General features: G+C 33.5%; 18 protein-coding genes. 7 read left to right on the top strand and 11 right to left on the bottom strand.

Translation table 11 applies throughout. The features are described from left to right. Nucleotides 1-37 precede the first annotated feature (37 nt). Nucleotides 38-424, bottom strand: coding sequence for a helix-turn-helix domain-containing protein (locus FA046_RS01015; RefSeq protein ID WP_136824504.1), 387 nt, complete (start codon nt 422-424; stop codon nt 38-40). 121 nt (nt 425-545) lie between these two features. On the opposite strand from FA046_RS01015, the gene FA046_RS01010 reads away from it, so the two are divergent. Beyond that, nucleotides 546-1,439, top strand: a complete 894-nt coding sequence (locus FA046_RS01010) for a hypothetical protein (protein ID WP_136824503.1) — start codon at nt 546-548, stop codon at nt 1,437-1,439. Nucleotides 1,440-1,450: 11 nt separating this feature from the next. Further along, complete coding sequence (locus FA046_RS01005; RefSeq protein WP_169303278.1) at nt 1,451-2,308, top strand: HEPN domain-containing protein; 858 nt, start codon at nt 1,451-1,453, stop codon at nt 2,306-2,308. A 132-nt stretch (nt 2,309-2,440) separates the two neighbouring features. Here FA046_RS01005 and FA046_RS01000 read toward each other — a convergent pair whose 3' ends face one another. Both FA046_RS01000 and FA046_RS00995 read right to left on the bottom strand, forming a co-directional pair. Then, nucleotides 2,441-3,565 carry a Fic family protein gene (locus tag FA046_RS01000; RefSeq protein WP_136824501.1) on the bottom strand — a complete coding sequence of 375 codons (1,125 nt, stop codon included), beginning with the start codon at nt 3,563-3,565 and terminating at the stop codon, nt 2,441-2,443. 227 nt (nt 3,566-3,792) lie between these two features. Continuing rightward, nucleotides 3,793-4,824 (bottom strand): glycoside hydrolase family 130 protein, encoded by a 1,032-nt coding sequence (locus FA046_RS00995; protein ID WP_136824500.1) that lies wholly within the window; start codon nt 4,822-4,824, stop codon nt 3,793-3,795. Between the two features lie 423 nt (nt 4,825-5,247). Here FA046_RS00995 and FA046_RS00990 point away from each other — a divergent pair, with 423 nt between their 5' ends. Further along, entirely contained in the window at nt 5,248-8,295 is a 3,048-nt protein-coding gene (locus FA046_RS00990; protein WP_169303277.1) for a PAS domain S-box protein, read from the top strand. Between the two features lie 103 nt (nt 8,296-8,398). Further along, the gene (locus FA046_RS00985; protein WP_136824498.1) at nt 8,399-9,148 is read left to right on the top strand and encodes a DUF3800 domain-containing protein; all 750 of its coding nucleotides are present in this window, start codon (nt 8,399-8,401) and stop codon (nt 9,146-9,148) included. A gap of 137 nt (nt 9,149-9,285) precedes the next feature. On the opposite strand, the gene FA046_RS00980 is transcribed toward FA046_RS00985, so the two are convergent. Together FA046_RS00980 and FA046_RS00975 are read right to left on the bottom strand one after the other, a co-directional pair. After that, entirely contained in the window at nt 9,286-11,454 is a 2,169-nt protein-coding gene (locus tag FA046_RS00980) for a penicillin acylase family protein (RefSeq protein ID WP_136824497.1), read from the bottom strand. Between the two features lie 110 nt (nt 11,455-11,564). After that, entirely contained in the window at nt 11,565-12,698 is a 1,134-nt protein-coding gene (locus FA046_RS00975) for a BamA/TamA family outer membrane protein (protein WP_136824496.1), read from the bottom strand. Between the two features lie 275 nt (nt 12,699-12,973). On the opposite strand from FA046_RS00975, the gene FA046_RS00970 reads away from it, so the two are divergent. The 3 genes from FA046_RS00970 (at nt 12,974) to FA046_RS00960 (ending at nt 16,692) form a co-directional block, all read left to right on the top strand. Next, nucleotides 12,974-14,458, top strand: a complete 1,485-nt coding sequence (locus FA046_RS00970) for a tetratricopeptide repeat protein (protein ID WP_136824495.1) — start codon at nt 12,974-12,976, stop codon at nt 14,456-14,458. Between the two features lie 501 nt (nt 14,459-14,959). After that, nucleotides 14,960-16,108 (top strand): acyltransferase family protein, encoded by a 1,149-nt coding sequence (locus FA046_RS00965; protein ID WP_136824494.1) that lies wholly within the window; start codon nt 14,960-14,962, stop codon nt 16,106-16,108. 44 nt (nt 16,109-16,152) lie between these two features. Beyond that, the gene (locus tag FA046_RS00960) at nt 16,153-16,692 is read left to right on the top strand and encodes a nuclear transport factor 2 family protein (protein ID WP_136824493.1); all 540 of its coding nucleotides are present in this window, start codon (nt 16,153-16,155) and stop codon (nt 16,690-16,692) included. A gap of 314 nt (nt 16,693-17,006) precedes the next feature. Here FA046_RS00960 and FA046_RS00955 read toward each other — a convergent pair whose 3' ends face one another. From FA046_RS00955 to FA046_RS00930, 6 genes are all read right to left on the bottom strand, one after another. Further along, on the bottom strand, nt 17,007-17,519 hold the full coding sequence (locus FA046_RS00955; RefSeq protein WP_317130531.1) for a lysophospholipid acyltransferase family protein: 513 nt from the start codon (nt 17,517-17,519) through the stop codon (nt 17,007-17,009). A gap of 127 nt (nt 17,520-17,646) precedes the next feature. After that, the gene (locus FA046_RS00950) at nt 17,647-18,474 is read right to left on the bottom strand and encodes an alpha/beta hydrolase (RefSeq protein ID WP_136824491.1); all 828 of its coding nucleotides are present in this window, start codon (nt 18,472-18,474) and stop codon (nt 17,647-17,649) included. Continuing rightward, nucleotides 18,474-18,875: a holo-ACP synthase gene (locus tag FA046_RS00945; RefSeq protein WP_136824490.1), complete on the bottom strand. Its 402-nt coding sequence runs from the start codon at nt 18,873-18,875 to the stop codon at nt 18,474-18,476. The genes FA046_RS00950 and FA046_RS00945 overlap by 1 nt, the downstream gene beginning before the upstream one ends. Further along, nucleotides 18,865-19,674 carry an enoyl-ACP reductase FabI gene (locus FA046_RS00940; protein ID WP_136824489.1) on the bottom strand — a complete coding sequence of 270 codons (810 nt, stop codon included), beginning with the start codon at nt 19,672-19,674 and terminating at the stop codon, nt 18,865-18,867. The genes FA046_RS00945 and FA046_RS00940 overlap by 11 nt, the downstream gene beginning before the upstream one ends. Beyond that, nucleotides 19,674-21,017, bottom strand: a complete 1,344-nt coding sequence (locus tag FA046_RS00935; protein ID WP_225870856.1) for a beta-ketoacyl-[acyl-carrier-protein] synthase family protein — start codon at nt 21,015-21,017, stop codon at nt 19,674-19,676. Before FA046_RS00935 ends, FA046_RS00940 begins: the two co-directional genes overlap by 1 nt. A gap of 8 nt (nt 21,018-21,025) precedes the next feature. Further along, complete coding sequence (locus FA046_RS00930) at nt 21,026-21,286, bottom strand: acyl carrier protein (protein ID WP_136824487.1); 261 nt, start codon at nt 21,284-21,286, stop codon at nt 21,026-21,028. Nucleotides 21,287-21,295: the final 9 nt, after the last annotated feature.

The following is a 21,295-nucleotide window of genomic DNA, read 5'->3' as shown; positions in this document are numbered from 1 at the left end:
TATATGTCCGATAAATGTCTGATAAATCATGAGTTTATTATTTCCCCTTCAAAAGTTCTACTTTTTCTCTTTCAATAGCCAATAGCCTTTCTAATAAAGCTGTTTTTTCTTCATATAGTTGAATTATTTTATCGATTGGATTGAAGGTGCAATTGAAGTTATTAAAAGCCCCAGTGCTACTATCATTAAAAGTGTTAAAATAATTTAAAGCGGCTTCATCACTAAAATTTTTCATAGCCTCCGCAGTCACTCCTAAAGCCTTCGCAATCTTATCCAACACTTCCTCTTCCACTTTTTCACTTTGCTCTAGTTTAGAAACTGCTTGTTGGCTAATGCCCAATTCTACCGCTAATGCTTCTTGCTTCATACCTCGCAGTTCGCGGATACGACTAATTTTTCTGCCGATGTGTAAAGTTTCGCTCATGGTGTAAATGTATTGCTTTAAGGTAAATGTACAAAACAACTGTTTGATTGTAAAATACAATTGAAATTGGTTGGGTACGCCTATTTGCTGCGCTTCATTTGTAGGTATAAAAATAACAGTGATGGAAAATGAAGAGTTAAGATGCGAAACCAGTTTATTAAGTGCAGCAGAAATGGAGCAACCCCAAGAGGTGTTGATTCAATTATTTGATGCGCAATCGTCGGAAAATTTTAAAAAAGACTTATGGGAACTGCTTAAAGCAACTGTTTCTAATTTTAGTTGGACTTACCGTGGGGAGCCGGGTTGTGTTGTTAGGATTCAAAAAGATATGCTCCGCTTACTGGAAGCCCTTTATTTATTGTTAAAAAGCCGGGAAGTGGAAGAAGGGGAATTGCAAATTGATCATTTTCAGTTAGGCAGTCGGGAGCAAATTATTTTGGAGCGAGAAGAATTAAAGAACCTGTATAAGGTATTTTACAGTCATACAGGTAAAGTGAAAAAATTGAGCTTGGCGGAGCTTGAAAACCCTTACCTGGCTATTAAGGCTTGTTTCCAATTTCAGTCATTAGCGCAGTGGCAAAATGTTTTAGCAGAGTGGGCCGAGTATGCCTTAACTCAAACCAGTTTTACAAGCGCTACAGAGGATGCCGATTTTCTGGTGGCTTATGAATACTTAGAAAAGATGATTGAGGTGGCATTTTTATTAGGAAATGAAGATGAGGCCACAAAAGCTAAAGATGAACAGCAATGTTTGAGCTATTTAAATAAAAAGAATAGGGAGCATGCTAAAGGGCCAGTCAATGAAAAATTATTTAAGGCTTTTCAAGCTTTTGTAGAGAGTACCCCAGCCAAGCGGCTGAATAGAAATTTGAGAAAAATGATGCTTGATTTTTTACATTATAATATTGGGGGGCTCCCGGTAGATTTTGAGGACTATTTAATTGATTTTTATTACCTCACCACCTTACTGGATGTTGCTGAGGATGAAATGAATGCGAAAGGAGGGGATGCCTAATGGAAAACTCGATGAATAGCAGGTCGCCTTATTTTGGATTTTCAAACGCTACGTTTTCTCCGTTAAAACCTATGTTAACTCAAATGATCCATCGGTATCAACCTGTTTGGATCATTTGTTTTGCTTATCGCTTGAGGCATCAAGAAAGCTACCTTTGTTTTAATGAACAACAATTAGCAAGTGATCACCATTACTTTTTACTCATGGTGACCAAAGGCAGAACCCGCTTTGAACATGAAGCGCAAGATTTTGTGACTACTCATTTTACCGAGGGGGAAATTACTTTGCTTTCGCATGGTTCTGATACCATAGCAGAGAAAATAATAGCGCAGCACAAATTTTTTACCAGGGTATTAAATTTTGGGACAATTCTGTATGCTGCTGATGGGATGGGTATCACCAATCAATTACCCTATTTCAATCCTGCTGAACTTTTTGAACAAACAGAAAAGTGTTTTTATAATCGTTTAGAAATGGCTAAAGGTTTTTTAGAAGGTGCGGCCGCTTTATTAAAAGTTAATTACGAGGCAAATGCTGTTTTCTTATTGCATCAAAGTGTAGAGCAGGCTTGCGCAGCATTGATTCGAGTGTTTTTAGCTTATCGTTCTGATATTCATCATTTGGGAAGGCTATTAAAATTATGCCTTTGTTTTACCGAGGAGCTTTTAACTGTATTTCCACAAAATAGCCTTGAAGAAAAGCGATTATTTGATTTGTTGCAAAAAAGCTATTCGGAAGCCAGATATAGAGATGGGTTTATAGTTTCAGCAGAAGAGGCGGAGATTTTATTAAAAAAGGTGGGTGCGTTTTTGCAAATTACCATAAAGTTATGTGAAGGTAAATTAGAGGAAATGAGAAATGTACATTGATATTGAAAAGTGTGTCTTATCCTGAAATAGGTTTACCACCCCCAACCCCCGCCAGCGGGGGACACCTAAAATGAGATCAGCTATTCTTAATGCTAAAACATCGCAATGTTTCGTGGGGACACGAACCAAGGCTTATTTAAACAACTCCAAATAATCTTTAAACGTATATAATTTACCTCTTTGTGAGCCGGTTACTTCGCTTAAAATACCTAATTTTTCGAAATCGGCTAATAGCTTATAAGCTGTGGTGGGGGATGAACCTATTACTTCAGCGGCTTTTTGTACTTCAATAACCGGTCTTTGGTATAAATATAAAATCAATTTTTGCGCATTTACAGCTCTTGATCCTAAAGTTTGAATTTTGATTTCTACCTGTTTTTGTAATTTCAATATTCCGTCAAATGTTGTAATACTGTTTTTTGCGGTTTCTATTACACCCACTAAAAAAAACTTAAACCATTGGCTTAAATCATTTTTAGTTCTCACATTCATTAAATTATCATAATACAAACCTCTGTTACGTTCAAAAAAATCAGAGAGGTAAAGAATGGGCTTTTTTAAAATTCCTTTACTCACTAAATACAGTGTGATCATTAATCGTCCAACTCTTCCATTGCCATCTAAAAAAGGATGTATAGTCTCAAATTGATAATGAATTAAAGCAATCTTTAATAAGTCGGGAAATTGGTTGAGTTCATCATTTGCAAATTTCTCTATATCAGACATCAATTCTGCAATACTGGTATGTACTGGCGGAATAAATATGGCGTCATTGATTGTTGCTCCTCCAATCCAATTTTGGCTTTTTCTGAATTCTCCCGGCTGCTTATGATCGCCTCTAACTCCTTGCAATAGAATTTTATGGGTATCTCTAATTAATCTTGATGAAAAAGGTAAATCATTTAACAAGGTAATAGCCTTATTCATTGCCAAGATATAATTTTGCACCTCCTCCCAGTCATCACGTTTTTCTTTTGCAACTTCTTCTTTTTCTAAGAACGCTTCTTCTACATTGGTTTGCGTACCTTCAATTTTACTGGATTGTGTAGCTTCTTTAGCAATATGCATACTAATAAATAGATCAATATTTGGAATGTATTCAGAATACATATCCAGCCTGCCTAATTGTCTATCTGCTTGACTTAATAAATTAATGATTTCTATATCATCAAGTTTCCAAGTCTGATTGATATTTTCAGGCTGAAAGCTTTTATAATAACCCTGGTTGATATAGACTCCTGATTTAAATGTTTTCATTTTTTTAGAAAAATCTAAATCAAATGTACTCCTTATTTTAGTTTTTACCAATTATCTAAAATAAGGAGCATTCTTATTTTAGATTTTTGCAATTTTCTAAAATAAGAAATGTTCTTATTTTAGTTTTTCTTGATTTTCTAAAATAAGCCATTCCCTTATTTTAGTTTTCTCTTAAAGACCAGTGATATTGCTTTTCTACCTAATTTCCAAAACATCCTCTAAAACCATCAGCTTTTAGAATTGATCAACTCGGTTAACAGCTCATTAAAATTTAAAGAAGCAACGGCTATTTTTGCATCGGCTGCACCGTAGTAAATGTATAAGCGTTCATCAAACATGGCAGTGCCGGTGGGGAAAACCACATTGCTTACCACACCTTCTTGTTCATAGTTATTTTCAGGTTTAAACAAAGCGACTTTTAATCTCGAAATTTCTTTTTGGGGGTGATCTAAATCCAGAAGTGCAGCGCAAGCATTGTAAATATATCCTTTAGGGGCATCTTCCACCCCATGGTAAATCATTACCCAACCTTCTTTGGTTTCTATGGGAGGAGCGCCCCCGCCAAGGTAACTTGCTTCATGTTGATATTTAGGGTCGAGCACAATATTGTCTTTAAAATTAAGCATATAAGTTTCCCAAAAGGTTTTGGTTAAATCTTGTAAGGAATTAATTTTAACAATTTGAATTCCGGGACGTATTCTGTGCAGGTAAACGAGTTGGTTATTTATTCTTCTCGGAAAAAAAACAATGTTTTTATCCCATAAATAAAGTTTCTTATCTAAAAATCCACGAAGCTTATAGTCTGAATAATAACGGTAGTATTTTTCGTTTAACCCAATATTTACCTCGGTAAGGGTTTTAAATTCGTCATAAGTTAATAAAGGGGTGATGATGCCGTGTTTTGTCCATTCTTTTAAATCTTTAGAGGTGGCAAGTGCACCTATGGCGTTTAAATCATCATGGGTGCAGTATGACATGTAATAAGTGTCATCAATTTTTACAATTCTGGGGTCTTCTACGCCTTGAATTTCATAGTCAAATTGAGGAAACAAAACCGGTTTATCATAACGTTCCACAACTTTTAAAGGGCCTTCTAAACGGCAATAGCCAACGGTTGAGTAATTGCCAACTCTTACCGCCCTGTAAAATAGATGTACCGTGTTTCCTTCTTTAATTACCGCCGGATTAAATACTCCGTCATTCTCAAAACCTAATGATGTTTTTTCTAAAATAATCCCTTCTTTTTTTACTTCAACCATGGCTCCTAGTTCTGAAATTCCAAAAGTTTAAGAATTAACTTTCTGAAATTTTCAAATTTAGGAGACATTCAAATTTATAGTATTGATGGCGGTCAAAACAGCGCATGATAAAGATCGTTTTGCCTATAAATAGATGATTTACAAGTAATTAAATTTAACTGATAAATTTATCTACAGATGATCAGAATCAAGCCCCATTTTGACTGTCGTCAACTAATTAAAAGTAGTTGTATGGTATTTTTATTAACTCGCACAAATAAAATAAATAATTAGAAAATTAATTAGTAGGAATATAAATATCTTATTTTCAGTAGGTTATTATTGTGATATAAAAAACATCATACCTATTGATTGTAATTCTTGTGGATATATAACTGAAGAAAAAAGGAAAAGAAAAGTTTACGCTTAGAGAAAATGATAAATATGCAATCAAGACTCACTTCAACAGAAGGATTTCCGCTTAAACAGCTCGACTTGGATGCCATCCTTAAGGCTTCCCTTGCCATTTCAGAACAGCTGTTGCCGGGAAAACTTTCTGAAATATTAATGCAAATTGCTATGCAAGCGTCTGGAGCGGATAAAGGTTATTTATTGCTTGAGCTTGAAAATCAATTGTCTATTACCGCAGAAGCAGTAGTAAACAAAGGAATTGAAATAAAAACGTATGCTAAGTTAAAAGGTCCCGATAATAGTTTCCTTCCCAACAATATTATTGAATATGTTAAAAAAACAAATGAGAAAGTTGTAATTGATGATGTTTCTAAGGATAAAATGTTTGGGTTAGATAAGTACATTTTAACAGCACATCCAAAATCAATTGCCTGCATCCCTATTCTTAAAGAAAAAAAGATGATTGGGATTATTTATCTTGAAAATAGTCTTTTCACGGGTGTTTTTACTGCCGAAAAAGTGGTGGCATTAAAAATTTTAGCTACACAAGCCGCCGTTTCTTATGAGAACATGATTTTGTTTAATAACCTGGATATTTCTAAAAAGAGATTTCAGGATATTATGGATAATACTACGGCTGTTATTTTTGCCAAATTTCTAAACGGAAAATATTTATTTATCAACAAAGAATTTGAAAAGCTGTATAAAGTAAGCAGAGAAAAAGTAATTAATTTAACTGATTATGAGATATTTCCAAAAGAATTTGCCGAGTCTTTTATAGCAAAAGATAAGTTAATAGCTAAAACAGAAAAACCGCTTACTTATGAAGAAAACATTCCGCATGATGACGGTTTACATACTTACATTATTGTGAAATTCCCTTTACGAGATGCAGAGGGTAAGATTTACGCCATAGGTGGAATTGCTACTGATATTACTGATCTTAAACGGTTAAAAGAATCTCTCCAAGAAAATCAAAGCCGTTTTAATTATGTACTTGCGGCAACACAAGATTCTATTTACGACTGGAATTTGGAGACCGGTAGAATTTGGCGGAATGAACAATTTGAAAAGTTGTTTGGTGGGCCCACAGGCCCCGATTTAGAATGGTGGAACAAAAATATTCACCCTGATGAAGTTGCGGGTGTTAATGCAATGCGTGAAAGTGTTTTTAGCCGGTATGATCAGTTATGGAATCAAGAATACCGTTTTAATACTTTAAATAAAGGATATGCCAATGTAATTGACAGGGGATTTATTATTTACAACCCACAAAGGCAACCCATTAGAATGATTGGGGCATTGATGGATGTTACCGAACGTAGAAAAGAAGAGGAAGAGGAAAAATATAGGATTGTTACCATCATTGAACGCCAAACCGGATTATTGAGGTTAAATAATTTAATAAATAGTTTGCCGATTAAGGAAAAGCTAAAAAAAATAATTGAAACGGATAGTAAATCAATTAAAGTAGAGCGAGTGAGCATCAAAATGTTTGATACTGACCGGATTTCTTTGACCTCTGAAAACACTTATTTATTGAGTAAATCTGATTATGGCCTTGGTGTTTCCATTGCCAGAACGGATTATCCAAGATATTTTTCGGAATTGGAGTTTGATCATATCATTGATGCAAATAATGCAGAGGATGATCCACGTACGGCTGAATTAACCAAAGATTATTTGAAGCATTATGGAATAACATCCATTATGAACATTCCAGTTAAGTTTAAAGGAAAAATAGTGGGGATTGTTTGTCATGAACACGTAGGGCCAAAAAGAATATGGACTTATGAAGAACAGGCTTTTGCCACCTCCATTGCAGGTATAGTTTCGCTTTCATTAGAAATTGAGGAAAGGGAGAAAACCGAGGAGGATTTAAAAAAATTAAATGAAGTACTGGAAGAACGTATCAAAGCCAGAACTGCTGAGCTGTCTTCTAGCGAAGAAAAGTTTCATGCTATTGTAGAATCTGCCAACGATTCTATTATTTCGGCTGATAAAGAAGGGGAAATAATTTATTGGAATACAGCAGCCGAAAAAATGTTTGGTTATTCTTTAGACGAAGCTATTGGAAAGCCCATATCTCTTATAATACCTCAACAATACCTTGAAAAAGATAAAGTAGGATTTGATCATTTTCTTAAAACTAAAGAAGCCCGAATTATTGGTAAAGGAGATATTGAAATGAGTGGCCTTAAAAAAGGCGGAATTGAATTTCCAATTGAATTGAGTGTAGAGACCTGGAAATCTAATAATGAAGATTTTTTTACTGCCATTATAGAAGATATTACAGAAACTAAGAAAGCGAAAGAAAAATTAAAAGAATACCAGCACTTTTTTAATAACAGTTATGACCTTTCTTGCATTGCCAATGTACAGGGCTATTTTGAAATTCTTAATCCCAACTTTGAAAAGGTGTTGGGCTATTCGGAAAAAGAATTGCTTGAAAAACAGTTTTTTAATTTTGTACATCCTGATGATTTGGATTCTACCCTGCAGGAAATTGAGAAACTAAAAAGCGGAGCTGTTACTGTTAATTTTATGAATAGGTTTCGGAAAAAAGACGGTGGTTATTTATGGCTTGATTGGAACTCCACTCCAGATCCAGCTACGGGAAAAATTTATGCCATTGCCCGCAACATTACCGAACAAAAAATAATAGAAATAGCACTAAAGCAAAAATCTGAGGAAACAAAACAGGGTAATATTTTTCTCGATTCTATTCTTGAAAACATCCCGAATATGATTTTTGTAAAAGATGCAAAAGAATTGCGCTTTGTTCGTCTCAATAAAGCAGGGGAAGAATTACTAGGATATAAAAAAGAAGATTTAATTGGAAAAAATGACTACGATCTTTTTCCGAAAGAACAAGCTGATTTTTTTACCGCTAAAGACAAAGACGTGATCAATAAAGGTGGAATTCTTGACATCCCAGAAGAGGTACTAGAAACCAAAACGGGTAAACATTGGCTTCATACCAGAAAAATAACCATTAAAGATGAATCAGGAAACCCACTTTATTTATTAGGGATTTCCTGGGATATTACCGAACAGAAAAAAGTAAGATCGGCTCAATAAATGTCGCGTTGAAATATTTTATTTTTTTAAATGATGAAATTCAAATTTGAGATACCTTTTGGACGAACTTAAAATCTAGATATTAGTTGTATTTTTATTTAGTATGTCCCAAATTATAAATAAATATTTTTTGTTCATTGATGAAAGTGGAGATCATGGCTTAGTTACTTTAGACCTAAATTTTCCTATATTTTTATTATGTGGCATAGTGATTCATCAAGATCATTACCAAAAAGTGAGGGAAGACTTTAATGAAATAAAAGCTAATTTTTGGGGTAACAAAGAAGTGATTTTTCATTCTCGTGACATTAGGAAGTGTGAAAAGGAGTTTCAGATTTTATTTGATTTAGAGTTAAAACAGCAATTTTATCATCAATTAAATCAGTCTATAATTAATCAGAATTATACCGTTATAGCATCGGCTATTGGCAAAGAAAAGTACATTAAACAATACGGAAAATTATCAAATGATGTTTATGAGCTTTCATTGTCTTTTATTATTGAAAGAGCAGTATTTTATTTAGATGAACAACCAGATCCAAATAAAGAACTGGAGATTGTGATAGAGAAACGAGGCCCTAAAGAAGACAAGAAATTAGGAGAACATTTTCAGCGCTTAATTGCCAGAGGCACAGGTTATGTTTCTCCAGAGCGATTAAAATATCTGCAACTTAAAATTACATTCAGAGATAAAAAAGAAAATATTAATGGGTTACAATTAGCAGATTTGTTGGCTTATCCAACAGCTAGGTATATATTAGAGCCTAAAAGGGCTAATCCTGCATTTGAAAACTTTGCAGATAAATTCTACTCGAAAAATGGAAAAAAGTATGGACTTAAAACATTTCCATAAAAAACGAAAGCCAAACACAAGGTTTGGCTTTAGCTCGACCGGGGACACCCCAATCCTTTTATCTTTAAGGTCTTAATAAAACAAATATAATCATATAAGTGCGTCTTTTGCAAGAAATTTTGGAAAAAGCTAAAAAATCATTCCCCCGGATGATACCTTTTCTTTACGTTCTTCAGTATTTCCTCTTTATAAAATAGCACATCTTTAAACTTTCCTTCGGTATAAGCTTTTGCTTGATCATAAAAATGAGGAGAGTTTGCATTTCCGCTTACACCGCCAGCCAGTAAAGATTTTGCTTTAATTTTGGGTCCAAATTCTACGGCACATACAAAACTGTTTCCGCTTACTCCATAGCGTTTGTTGGTACCGGGCATCACTCTGCTATTAAAAGAAGGTAACTGTCCCCAAAGGGCAGAAGCAAAACCTACCGGAATACTTTCTTTTTGGTCATCATAAACTTCATCAATATTGCCGGTTAACCTTTGAAAGCGGTTGACATCGCCCCAAGGCATTTCCCATTTTCCAAATTTGCTTTCTAAATCTTTCAGAATAGTATTTAAGGTGCCCAATAATTTTTCGGGGGTAGCGGTTTTTACAAAAGCAGTGGTTTTTTCTACCTGATCGGCCTCGCCTTGGTCAACATAAACTTTCTGAATATCGGGGCTTAACTTTTGTGCCCACTCTATGGCTAAAGTAGTGGCAACAGAAGATGCCGAAGAACGATAATCCCATTTCTTTAAAACAGCAATAGGTTCTTTTAAGTTGGGATAGGCATCGGCTTTAGCCTGATAAGCATTTAATAAGGCAGGAATTAATAAGTCAAAAGCTGATAGGTAGCGGTCGTAACCGGTTTCAATAGTTTTATCTATAGTAAACTGATGTTCTTTGCTGAGTACTTTTACCGCATTTAAACCTCTAAAGTTATCGCCATCAGGAGCCATATAAGCTGGGTAATTTTCTTTTTTAGGGCTGTAAATTCCGGCTACTGTAAAAGGAGTAGAGTTGCAATTTTGTAACCAGCCATTTTTTGGATTATAGATATGTACGCCTTCTTCTACGCTATGTAAGCCTTTGTAGGCTGTCGCCGATGTAGATCCATCAACCGGTTTAGACCAATTAAATTTAGTATCTCTTACCGGAATATGGTTGCCATGCCAATAAGCAATATTTCCTTTGCTATCTGCAAAAACGGTGTTATTAGAGGTATTTGCCTTTAAATCCATGGCTTTGATGTAGTCATCCAAACCTTTGGCTTTGGTGCGCACCCAGCTTTGTTCTAAGCTTTTTGCTGATCGGTTAAACGATTTTAAACTCACCCATTTACCATCTCTTTCGGCCATTATTGGGCCATGTTGTGTAAAATAAGCATCAATGTTTTTTTCTGCTGTTTGGTTTCCGTTTTTGTATTTGATACTGATCTTTTTTTGTGTAACAGGAAGTAATTTTCCATCATATTCGTAAACAAGTTTTCCGTCTTTTCTACTTATTTTTTCAATATAACTATCCGCCACGTCCACATTATTGGAGGTATGCATCCACCCACAGTTTTCATTAAAGCCCTGATAAATAAAAAACTGTCCCCAAGTTACCGCTCCATAAGCGTTTAAGCCTTCCTCGCTAGTGACTTGTACTTCTGGTCTGAAATAAAAAGTGGTATGCGGGTTAATGTATAAAATGGCATTGCCAGATAAGGTGTTTTGTGGTGCAATGGCAAACCCGTTTGAACCCGTTTGATGATCTAAGATTTTAGGAACCAAAGTGCCAATTTTTTGTTCTCCCGAGTAAAAATTTCTTAATTCATTTACAGTAATATCTGCGGTACTAATGGCGCCAATACTTCCATCTGTCCATAAATATGGGTACCAGGGTTTAAATTTAGTGAGTAGGGCTGGTTTTACATTTGGGTTTTTGTAGAGGTAATAATTTATTCCATCGGCGTAAGCATCTAATAATTTTTTCATCCAGGGTTCAGCATTTTGGTAATCTGAAATGGCTTCGGTAGAGTCAATTAATAACCTGATAAGTAAGTCGTTATAAATTTCTTTTTCTCCTTTAATTTCTGATAAACGACCTAATTTCTCCACATAGTTCATTTCTACTCTTTTAAAATCATCTTCACATTGAGCGTAAAGCAAACCAAAAACAGCATCTGCATCGGTTTTTCCGTAAACATGAGGAATGCCATATTGGTCTCTAATAATTTCGACTTGTTTGGCTTGGGCCTGATAGCGCTTTATTTCTGTTTTTGTAAATTTTTGAGCAAATAATGTTGCAGGGAATAGAAAAAGCAGGAGAAATTTTTTCATAAAATTGGTTTGATATCTTTTACAAAAGATAATTAAAAGTTCAAATTAGTGAAAAAAGAAAAGACCTTAAAAAATGTTTCGTTTTTAAGGTCTTTACCATTAAAATGTTACTAAAAAGATTCGCCTAAGGAAATATATAAGCCTGAAATTCTTTTTTCGCCTGTGGGTTTTTCTCCCCATCCATAATCTAATCTTAAGGCTAAACTTTTATCTAGATCAAAAAATATTCTGGTGCCAATACCGTAATTGGGTTTAAGGTTTTGTGTGACGTTTGCATCCTTTCCATAAGTAGAACCAGTTCCTCCAAAAGCAACCAAACCTAATCTATCTATCAACCTTAATCTTAACTCTGCCTGTAAAGCCAAATAATTTCTATCGCGGTAACGCCCTAAATAGTAACCACGCATAATTTGGTCGTTCCCTAATTGGCGCAATAGGTAAAACGGAATTTCATTTTTACTGCTTATGGTTTCGTAAAATAATTGACTACCAATGGTTAATTTTTTGGTTGGCGTATAAAAATAACGAGCATCGGCCGTAAAAAGGTTTCCTGTAAAGTTGTTGCCGCCAAATAAATTGGGGGCATATCCATATCTTAACCTGGTGTAAAAGCCTTTTGTGGTGTAGGTGTTGCTATTTCTGGTATCAAGTAATTGGGTTAATTTCAATAATAAAAATCTGCCACCGTCTTTATCAAACAAAGGCGCCTGACTTTCGGTATCAAAAATGCCACCTGCCTCACGGTCTTTAAAGTTTAAAGATTCAAATTCTACACCCAAGCCCGGATAATAAGATTTAGTTAATTGGCGCTCTATTTCAGTATTAAAACGATACCTTTTTTGAGTAATCAAATCTTCATCAGCTCTTAAAGTTTGGTTGCCAAGGCCATAAAAATTAAAAGGAGTATTAGAAAATCTTGCCTCATAGATATGGTGCCATTTATTTTTTTTAGACCAAATATCACCTCTAGCAGAAATCTGAGTAACGCCTTTTGTACTGGTATAGGCCACACCGTATACTTGTGACGCTCTAATAATGGTATCGGCTTTGTCTATATAAAAAGAGTAAATCCCTACTGCACCAAATTCAAAGCCGGCCTCTTGGCTGTAACCAAAAAGAGGAACAGGTAAAAAACTATTATGCCTTGTAGTATCACTAGAGAATAGTTTTTTTATAAGTTTTTTTTGGGAAAAAGCGCTTAATGTTGAAGTAATTAACATTAAGGTGATGATGATTTTTTTCATATTTGGGGCAAAGATACATATCAATATTTGAAAAACATGGTGATGTTGTTTCATAATATCTCTCTGATTTAGTTTGTCAAAATTAATTGGCTTGTGATTTGCTAAGGGCTTTTATTAATTTTTTACACCTTTGTAGCACTTACCATGTTTCGACTAAATTTTTGCTATATAAGTTAATTGGTGAAAAATAGTTTGAATGGTTATTAAAAATTTAAAAACTTAAAAGCCTTGGCGCTGTACATAAATTGCTGAAGCTCTTAATTTAAAATGTTAAAATGTTAAAAAGGTTAAGTTTATTTCTAATTATTTTTCTTGGTTTTACGGTAAATACAAAAGCAAATTTTGATTTCAACAATAATTGCGTGAAGGCTTATCAAGCAATTTTTGATTTAAGAATTAATGATGCTAAATTTCTTATTAAACAAGAAAAGCAAGTACATCCCAATAATGGCATTACAATTCTTTTAGATAATTACGTTGATTTCTTTTCACTGTTAATATCTGAGAATCTGGCTGAGTATAACAACTTAAAAAATTTAAAATCAAGTAGGTTATCAGCACTAGAGAAGCAAGACAGATCTTCTCCTTATTATCTTTTTGCACAGGCCGAGATTAATTTACAATGGGGAATGCTAAAAAGTAGATATCAAGATTATCTTTCATCGGGTTTAGATATTAGAAAAGCTGATAATCTGTTAAAAGAAAATGAGGCTAAGTTTCCTGGTTTTTTGCCAAATAAAAAAAGCTCGGGCTTGGTAAATGTTATTTTAGGAGCCATCCCACCAAATATAAAAGGAATTTTGCAGTCTTTTGGTTTTAGAGGAGATGTAAACCAGGGGATAAAAAAGTTAGATCTTCTTTCCACATCCCTATCCAATAGCTCCTACAGTTTTTACAAGGAGGAAGTGATATTTTTTTTGTGTTACATAGAGACAGAACTATTGCATAACCGAGCCAATTACCAAAAAATCATTAATCTTACCAATGGTTTTGGTGATGATAGTTTGTTAAAAAGCTACTTGCAAGGTTATGTTGCTTATAAAAACACCCATAATGATGATGCTATTCGTTATTTAAGTAAAGTAACGTCATTAGAGAAGACCTATATCAATTTTCCCAGAATAAACTACTTGTTGGGTAGTGCAAAATTAAACAGGAACGATTCTGACGCTTATGTTTATTTTGCAAAGTATTTAAAGGAATATAGCGGAATAAATTATGTGAAAGATGCTTATTTGAAGCTGGCTTACTATTATTATCTAAGAAATGATTTACCTAGATACCAAACGTTTTTAAGGCAGGTAAAAACACAAGGAAATGTTTTTGATGAAAAAGATAAACAAGCGTTAAAGGAAGCGAATGACAATCCGCCAAATTTGGACTTATTAAGAGCTCGTTTTGCTTTTGACGGTGGTTATCACAGTAAAGCTTTAAATTATTTGAAAGATAAAACAATAGCTAATTTTAAACTCCCAAGAGATCAAATAGAATTCTATTATCGATTAGGGAGAATTTATGACGAGTTAGGGAGAAGCAATGATGCTTTAATTAATTATCAAAAAACTATTTATGCTGGTAAGTCAAGCAGCTATTATTTTGCTGCTAATTCTGCTTTAAACATAGGCTTAATTTATGAGCAAAAGCAAGATAAAGGCAAAGCAGCCAATTTTTACAAGCAAGCTATTGCGATGAAAAATCATGAATATGAAAGCAGTATAGAAAATAAAGCGAAGGATGGTTTAAGTAGATTGGGTTATTAAAACCTAAGCTCAATAATAAAAACAAAATAATTTGGGCGTTTTAATACGTATCAAACCCATCCTTTTGGGGCTATCCGCTATATCTTCATCTCCGAAATGGAAATAAGGATGCCCGACCAAAAAGGCAGAATTGCCACTCCAAACTTACCCTTTACACACAACTATAATTTTATAGATTGGGACATAAAAGGAAATAGAATATAGATGGAATTTTATGAATTTAAACTCCATTGAGTTATCAATTATAAAAGAGAAACACTTAATTTATTGATAACGAAGCCAATAAGGATGATAGAACTCCTTCAAAAACTGAAAACTTCTTTAAGTAAATATTATTTAAAAACAAACAGTAATCAAATATTAAACTATTAAAAAAACCAAATTAACCTCATTTATTTGTCGAATTCAGCTTTTAAAAAACTGAATGACAAAATATTTACTCCTAAAATGAAATAATAAATCTGTAAGATGTAATTTCAAATTTTATTATTCATCAAAAAGATGGCAGAGATATCAAATCCCTTAAAATTTTATGGTCTAGATAACTTAAGAGCTTTTGCTATTATTATGGTATTACTTTTTCATTATTCAGGATGGTTTCAACACCCAGCTTGGTTTCCTAAAGTTTTTGAGTTTGGCTGGATAGGTGTTGATTTATTTTTTGTGCTTAGTGGGTTTTTAATATCCTCTCAACTGTTTGTCCAAATCAAAAAGGAAGGTGCTTTTTCAATGAGAGAATTTTTCATCAAAAGATTTTTCAGAATTATACCAGTCTATTATTTTGTTGTGGCTATTTATTTTCTATTCTCTTTCTTTAGTAATGATTTTGGTGCCAGACAACAACTTCCTCCACTTTGGAAATTTTTAACCTTTACGCAAAACTTTAATGCCGATTTTGCCAATACTGGTTCCTTTAGCCAAGTTTGGTCGCTTTGTGTAGAAGAACAATTTTACCTGATACTACCTTTTACCTTATTGTTTTTTTTAAAAGTAGGTAAGCTTAAAAAAGCTTATCTGCTGTTAATTATTTTGTTTTTAGGCGGTTTTTTAATTAGGATGTTTTGTTATAAGTATATCTATCTCTCAGCAATTAATGGAATAGCTAATAAGGCAATCTGGCTAAGTACAATTTACTTTCCTACTTATTGTAGACTAGATGGTTTATTGATTGGAGTTGTAATAGCAGCATTTTATAATTACCTGCCTTCTCTTTTCTTAAAACTTTCTAATTACGCAAATACAATTATTGTTGTAGGGATATTGATTGTTATTATTGCTTACTTTCCTAGCAGGTACCAATATAATTTTGTGAATACCATTTTTGGTTTTCCTACAATATGTCTAGCTTTCGGTTTGCTGGTATTAGGCGCTATTATGCCCAATAGTATGTTGTATCAATGGAAGTCTAAACTGCTTTCTAAAATAGCACAACTTTCTTATAGTATATATCTTATTCACATGGCAGTTTTTCTGTCTATGCAAACCATACTTTTTGAGTTTGGAATAATTAAAAACAGTAATCTTACTTTTTTATTTTCTTTGATATTTTGTGGTTTTTTTTCCCTAATACTTCATTATTGTATAGAGAAACCATTTATGAAAATACGAGTTGAGTTTTTGAAGAGCAAATTATTTAATCCAAGTTCTTGAATCATAAATTTATAGTTTAAATCTTTTGTTAATAAAATAGTTTCATGAGATACCTCAAAATTAATATCATCAGCTTAATAGCTATCCTAATTTACTCTTGCAATCCACAAGAAAATCAAACAAGCCAATTTACATTTAATGCCGAAAAAGAAAAGCCAGAGATTAACATCATGTTAGATTCTTTTAATCAGGCTGCTGCCGATGCTAACTTTGATCTGTATTTTAGTTTTTATACCGATGATGCTATTTTCACTGGAACAGATGCTACCGAACGCTGGGATAAAGAAGAGTTTATGGTTTGGGCTAAGCCTATTTTTGAAAGAGGAAGAGCTTGGAATTTCACTGCTTTAGAAAGGCATATCAATTTTGATAGCACAGGAAATATAGCTTGGTTTGATGAATTGCTAAACACCCAAATGAAAATTTGTAGAGGTTCTGGCGTATTGATTAAACAAGGCGACCAGTGGAAAGTAAAGCAATATATTTTATCTGCAACAATTCCAAATCCAATAATGGACGATGTGGTAAAAATGAAAGCTTCGGCAGAAGATAGTTTGATTAATAAAATAGTAAAGACGAAGTGATGTAAGTGTTTTAATACCTCGGTCTGTGTTCTCACAATACCAAATCTCCCTATTGCTATTAAAGTTAATGCTTGTACTTTATGGATGATATTCTCTAGACTAAAAGGAAGGATGGGATATAGAAATTAAAGAAAGTCAGAGACTACAACTATTCTTAATAGCAGCAATAAATTTTATCAAATTTATTCTGGATTTGCTTTAAAAACAGATGTGTTTACACGGTAGACTGCTAAAGTTAATGCTCTTTTTAAGTACAAAAACTATGCTAATTAACTCTTAAATAAATAATAATTATCGAACTAAAACCACTTCTATTATTGTTCTTTTGTAAACCTAAACTGTTTTTGAATAGCTTGTTGATGGTGGCTATTAATTTTTGATTTTAATACCTCAAAATCAAATTGGTCATTATTGCCACAGTCTAACATTTGGAAATTAACAGATGGCTTTAGACTTTCAAAGTATTCTGTTAAGTTGCTACTCCAAATTAACTGACATTTTCCTTTAACCATTGATAAAATATTATTAATGCCATCCTTAACTTCTATGTATCTAACATGTTGAGACTCTAAATTACCTTGTGGAAACATGATTAATACATTGCCAGGTGTACTTAATATTTCTGCAGCATAGGCTAAACTTTCTGATGATGATTTTGAGTGTGGAGCTATAGAAAAGCAGCCAAAATATCTTAACCAAGGGTTTTTCTGAAGTTGCTTTTTCAAAATCATAATATTAAAACCAGTTAAATTTTGCTTTTTATGAATTGCGTTGTAGCTTAGAAATAATGCCCAAAAGCCGTCCCAAAAACCTAGATGGTTACACATTAATAAATAAGAACAATCAGATTGTATGGGAACATCATGAATTATTAACTTGTTAAATCGTCTCTTTAAAAACCAATTTAAAAACTTTGCACAAGCAAAATAAACTGATTTTGGAAGTAATTTGGCTTTAATAATCATTTAATAACTTAGTTAATTGACTTGAAAAGTTAACATTAATCATTTCATGATTTTCATCTAAAACCAATTGTGTGGCATTTTTGATTTTTGGAATGAATTTGTAGCCAATCTTTTCTGGATAATTTTTGTCTCTAGCCCCAAAAATGAAGAAACTTTTAATTTGATGGGTATTTAAGTTGGTGATAAATTTAGAGCTATTTAATTCGAGTTGTTTTAAAAAGGTAGTACTTGCGTAAAATGCAAAACGAAGCTCGTATGTTTCTATTTCTTTGTGAAGAATGTGAAAGGTTTTATCATCAACTATTTTAACTTTTTTAATAAGCTTCAAAAGATTTAACATTCCTTTATCACTAAGAGCTAGCCTTTCTAATAATTTGTTACCAACTTTTTTTGTGCTGAGAAATGTAACTAACCAACCCGGTTGCAATGTAGAAGGTGCTGCTGTAATAAATTCGTTGATACGCTCTGGAACTTCTTCTACTAAGGTTGCCGCATAATGCGAACCCATAGAATATGACAATACTGAGAAAGTAGTAATTTGGTGATTGTTACAAAAATCTAAAAATAAATCACTTAACTCTTTTTTGCTGATTCCCTTTTTTATAAATTCGAGATTTGGATGCTTTAAAACGGTTTCTTTATGAAAGAATAAATCAAAACCATAAAAAGTATATTTGTGACCTAATTGCTCTTCTAAAACTTTAAACTGTTTACCATGCATACCATAACCGTGAAAGCAAAGCATGGGTTTATCTCCAACCCCAAATCTGTAATAATGAATTTTTGCTAGCGGATGGTCAAAATAATAGTCTATCATTAGCAAACATTTTTAACTAAGGCACCCGCCCAAACGTAATCTCCATCATGGCTTATTGTTAAACTTATATTTAGATGGATGAGATTTTCAGGTAAGTGAACACTAGGTCTTCCAGAAATTTTTTCTCTTAAAATTTCGATTTTTTTAAAAGGTAATGCTTCACTATATATTTGCTTTATAGCTTTATAAGTAGCTTCTTTTGCCGCCCAAGTAGAGGCATATCTTAAAATTGAGGGATTAAAAAGTTTACAATATTCAATCTCACGCTTGGTATAAACTTTTTGTTGAAATAGCGGATTAAATGAAAGTTCAAAATCAGGGAGAAAAACTAAATCGTTTCCTAATGAAAAACCTTGTTTAGGAATAAGATTTATTAATGATTGTTCTATATTATTCTTCATCTATTACAATACCCATAATATTAAAACCACCATCAGTAAAATGAATATTACCACTTACTTTTGTAGATAAATCAGAGAAATAATAAATGGCAGTGTCTGCAACATCTTGGGCAGTTACATTTCCTAGTGGCGCTGTTACTTTACCAATTTTCCTTAGCTTTCTTACACCACTTATACCTCCAGAAGAAGTGGTCATCACTAATCCCGCAGAAATTGCATTTACTCTTACTTTTGACTTTCTAAAATAATGAGATAGAAATTTCATGATATTCTCTAAAGCTGCTTTATTTATAGACATTCCTGCGTAATCTGGAAAAACCCGTTGAGATGCGTTATAAGTTAGGGTTAAAATAGATGCTTTCTCGGTTAAAAGTGGCTCTGCAACTCTACAAATTCTCAATAATGAATACGCACTGATATTAAAAGAATCCATCAAATCCTCAAAAGGAATATCAATATAACTTGGCGCAGCTTCATCAGAACCATAAAAACTATTGCATATTACATTTTGATTTCCAAATGCAACGCCATGCAATAAGTAGTTAATTGGACCCCAAGTATTATAAACAGCATTTAAAAAGTCTGCAATTTCTTGCTCGTTTCTTACATCAACTTCTTGGGTAATACTTTCTATCTCATGTGCCTTTAAAATAGCTAAAACCTCATCTTTGGTTTCTTTTGTATAACTAACAGCTACTCTACATCCTGATAAATGTAGTTTTAAAGCGATTTGAAAAGCGATAGAACTTTCGTTTCTTACGCCAAAAACAACGGCTACTTTATTTTTATTATCAATCATTAATTATCTTTTGATACTAACATGGCGCTATTGGTTCCGCCAAAGCCATAATTTAAACAGGCAACACTATTTATTTCTTTAGAAAAAACTTCTTGCTTTAATAAATCTCTATAATAAAGCAACGGTTCTTTTGGTCCACTCCAACTATCTACAGTTTGAAAAGTTTCTAACTCTGGATTTAAGTTATCAGAATTTAAACAAGGAAGAACCTCTTGCCTTTTAAGCATGAGTATCGCTGTTATAAATTCAACCGCACCAGCTGCGCCTAACATGTGCCCAAATTGTGATTTTGGAGCTGCTATTTGAAAGCCTTTATCGCCTAAAGTATCTACTACGCTTAGTAATTCAACAGCATCGCCTGTTGGTGTAGAAGTTCCATGAACCTTTACTACATCAGTGCGAAGAGAAGTATCATTCAAAAGACCTTTCCAAAGTCTTTTTTGTCCAGAAAATGATGGAGCAAACATATCACCATCACCATCTGAATTATTAAAGTACGAATCTATTACTCCTAAAATATTTGCACCTCTAGCTTTGGCTATATCATAAGCTTCTAAACAAACTATACCAGTTCCAAAAGAGCAAACGAACCCATTTCTATCTTTATCGAATGGTCTTGAACTTTGGTGCGGTTCAAACCCACGACTCAAAACCTGCATACCATCAAAACCTAAAAAAGTTTCTAATGCGGTGCCTTCTGAGCCTCCGGCAACAATACGATCTTGCAAACCGAAACTTATTAAACGGTAAGCATATCCAATATTACCAAGACCAGTTGCACAAGCAGAGCCCATCGCTTCACATACTCCTCTATTCTTAATTAGACAGGATACATTGGCTGCTTCACGGTAAACCATTCCCCTATCTACAGTATGAGCACCTACTGTACGTGTTTTTTTGCCAAGTTCAAAAAAGTTGTGCCATGCAATACGTTGTATCTCGTTACCACAACTCCCAGAACCAACTACTACGCCTGTTTGTTCAGACTCAACTTCGGAGTTATTCCATCCAGCCATTTTTATAGCGTCTATTGAGCTTAACATTGCCCAAATACTCCCTATGTCTGCGGTAGCCAAGTTTCTATCTGGAATTCTGTTCAATAAATCAATATAAGATTCTGGATAACCTTCTACCAAACTAGACGTTACAGGCTCTAAATTCACCTCTGCTTCGGTAATATAACCTGCAACTGATGAACGTACTTGCTTTCCGTAGCTTAAAGGTTTATCCCAGCTTCTAATCAGGCTTTGGTTGCTAAATAGTTTTTGTTCAAAATCTAAAAGATCTTTACAATCTGGGAAAACACCTCCCATGCCCACAACTGCAACCTTTCTGCCTTTCATATTCATTTTTAACTGTTAGCTTTTGTTTTGATAATTAAATCTACAAAATCTCTAACCTTAGATCCTAAATCATCAATATCATCATCATCAAATTCTAAATCAAATTTTTGCTCGGCTTTAGCTGCAATATTAATCATCTCTGTAGATGGAGTTTTTAAATCAGCAATAAAATCAGTCTCCTCTTTTATATCTTTTAACTTTTCTTGATCGATTGTTCTAACCGTTTGTAGAATTTCTACCAATCCATCAATAATTTCTTTTCTTTCCATGTTGTATTC

The organism is Pedobacter cryophilus, from assembly GCF_005116455.1.
In the GTDB taxonomy this organism is placed as follows: Bacteria; Bacteroidota; Bacteroidia; order Sphingobacteriales; family Sphingobacteriaceae; genus Pseudopedobacter; species Pseudopedobacter cryophilum.
The sequence above is the reverse complement of the archived record's forward strand: the minus strand, read 5'-3'. Positions and strand labels throughout refer to the sequence as shown.

What these genes read in the sequence shown, in the direction of transcription:
- FA046_RS00990 (WP_169303277.1), top strand. Translation starts at nt 5,248, where the DNA reads ATGCAATCAAGACTCACTTCAACAGAAGGATTTCCGCTTAAACAGCTC.
- FA046_RS01015 (WP_136824504.1), bottom strand. Translation starts at nt 424, where the DNA reads ATGAGCGAAACTTTACACATCGGCAGAAAAATTAGTCGTATCCGCGAA.
- FA046_RS01010 (WP_136824503.1), top strand. Translation starts at nt 546, where the DNA reads ATGGAAAATGAAGAGTTAAGATGCGAAACCAGTTTATTAAGTGCAGCA.
- FA046_RS00950 (WP_136824491.1), bottom strand. Translation starts at nt 18,474, where the DNA reads ATGATAGACTATTATTTTGACCATCCGCTAGCAAAAATTCATTATTAC.
- FA046_RS00930 (WP_136824487.1), bottom strand. Translation starts at nt 21,286, where the DNA reads ATGGAAAGAAAAGAAATTATTGATGGATTGGTAGAAATTCTACAAACG.
- FA046_RS01005 (WP_169303278.1), top strand. Translation starts at nt 1,451, where the DNA reads ATGAATAGCAGGTCGCCTTATTTTGGATTTTCAAACGCTACGTTTTCT.
- FA046_RS00975 (WP_136824496.1), bottom strand. Translation starts at nt 12,698, where the DNA reads ATGAAAAAAATCATCATCACCTTAATGTTAATTACTTCAACATTAAGC.
- FA046_RS01000 (WP_136824501.1), bottom strand. Translation starts at nt 3,565, where the DNA reads ATGAAAACATTTAAATCAGGAGTCTATATCAACCAGGGTTATTATAAA.
- FA046_RS00960 (WP_136824493.1), top strand. Translation starts at nt 16,153, where the DNA reads ATGAGATACCTCAAAATTAATATCATCAGCTTAATAGCTATCCTAATT.
- FA046_RS00940 (WP_136824489.1), bottom strand. Translation starts at nt 19,674, where the DNA reads ATGATTGATAATAAAAATAAAGTAGCCGTTGTTTTTGGCGTAAGAAAC.
- FA046_RS00995 (WP_136824500.1), bottom strand. Translation starts at nt 4,824, where the DNA reads ATGGTTGAAGTAAAAAAAGAAGGGATTATTTTAGAAAAAACATCATTA.
- FA046_RS00965 (WP_136824494.1), top strand. Translation starts at nt 14,960, where the DNA reads ATGGCAGAGATATCAAATCCCTTAAAATTTTATGGTCTAGATAACTTA.
- FA046_RS00955 (WP_317130531.1), bottom strand. Translation starts at nt 17,519, where the DNA reads ATGTGTAACCATCTAGGTTTTTGGGACGGCTTTTGGGCATTATTTCTA.
- FA046_RS00945 (WP_136824490.1), bottom strand. Translation starts at nt 18,875, where the DNA reads ATGAAGAATAATATAGAACAATCATTAATAAATCTTATTCCTAAACAA.
- FA046_RS00985 (WP_136824498.1), top strand. Translation starts at nt 8,399, where the DNA reads ATGTCCCAAATTATAAATAAATATTTTTTGTTCATTGATGAAAGTGGA.
- FA046_RS00935 (WP_225870856.1), bottom strand. Translation starts at nt 21,017, where the DNA reads ATGAAAGGCAGAAAGGTTGCAGTTGTGGGCATGGGAGGTGTTTTCCCA.
- FA046_RS00970 (WP_136824495.1), top strand. Translation starts at nt 12,974, where the DNA reads ATGTTAAAAAGGTTAAGTTTATTTCTAATTATTTTTCTTGGTTTTACG.
- FA046_RS00980 (WP_136824497.1), bottom strand. Translation starts at nt 11,454, where the DNA reads ATGAAAAAATTTCTCCTGCTTTTTCTATTCCCTGCAACATTATTTGCT.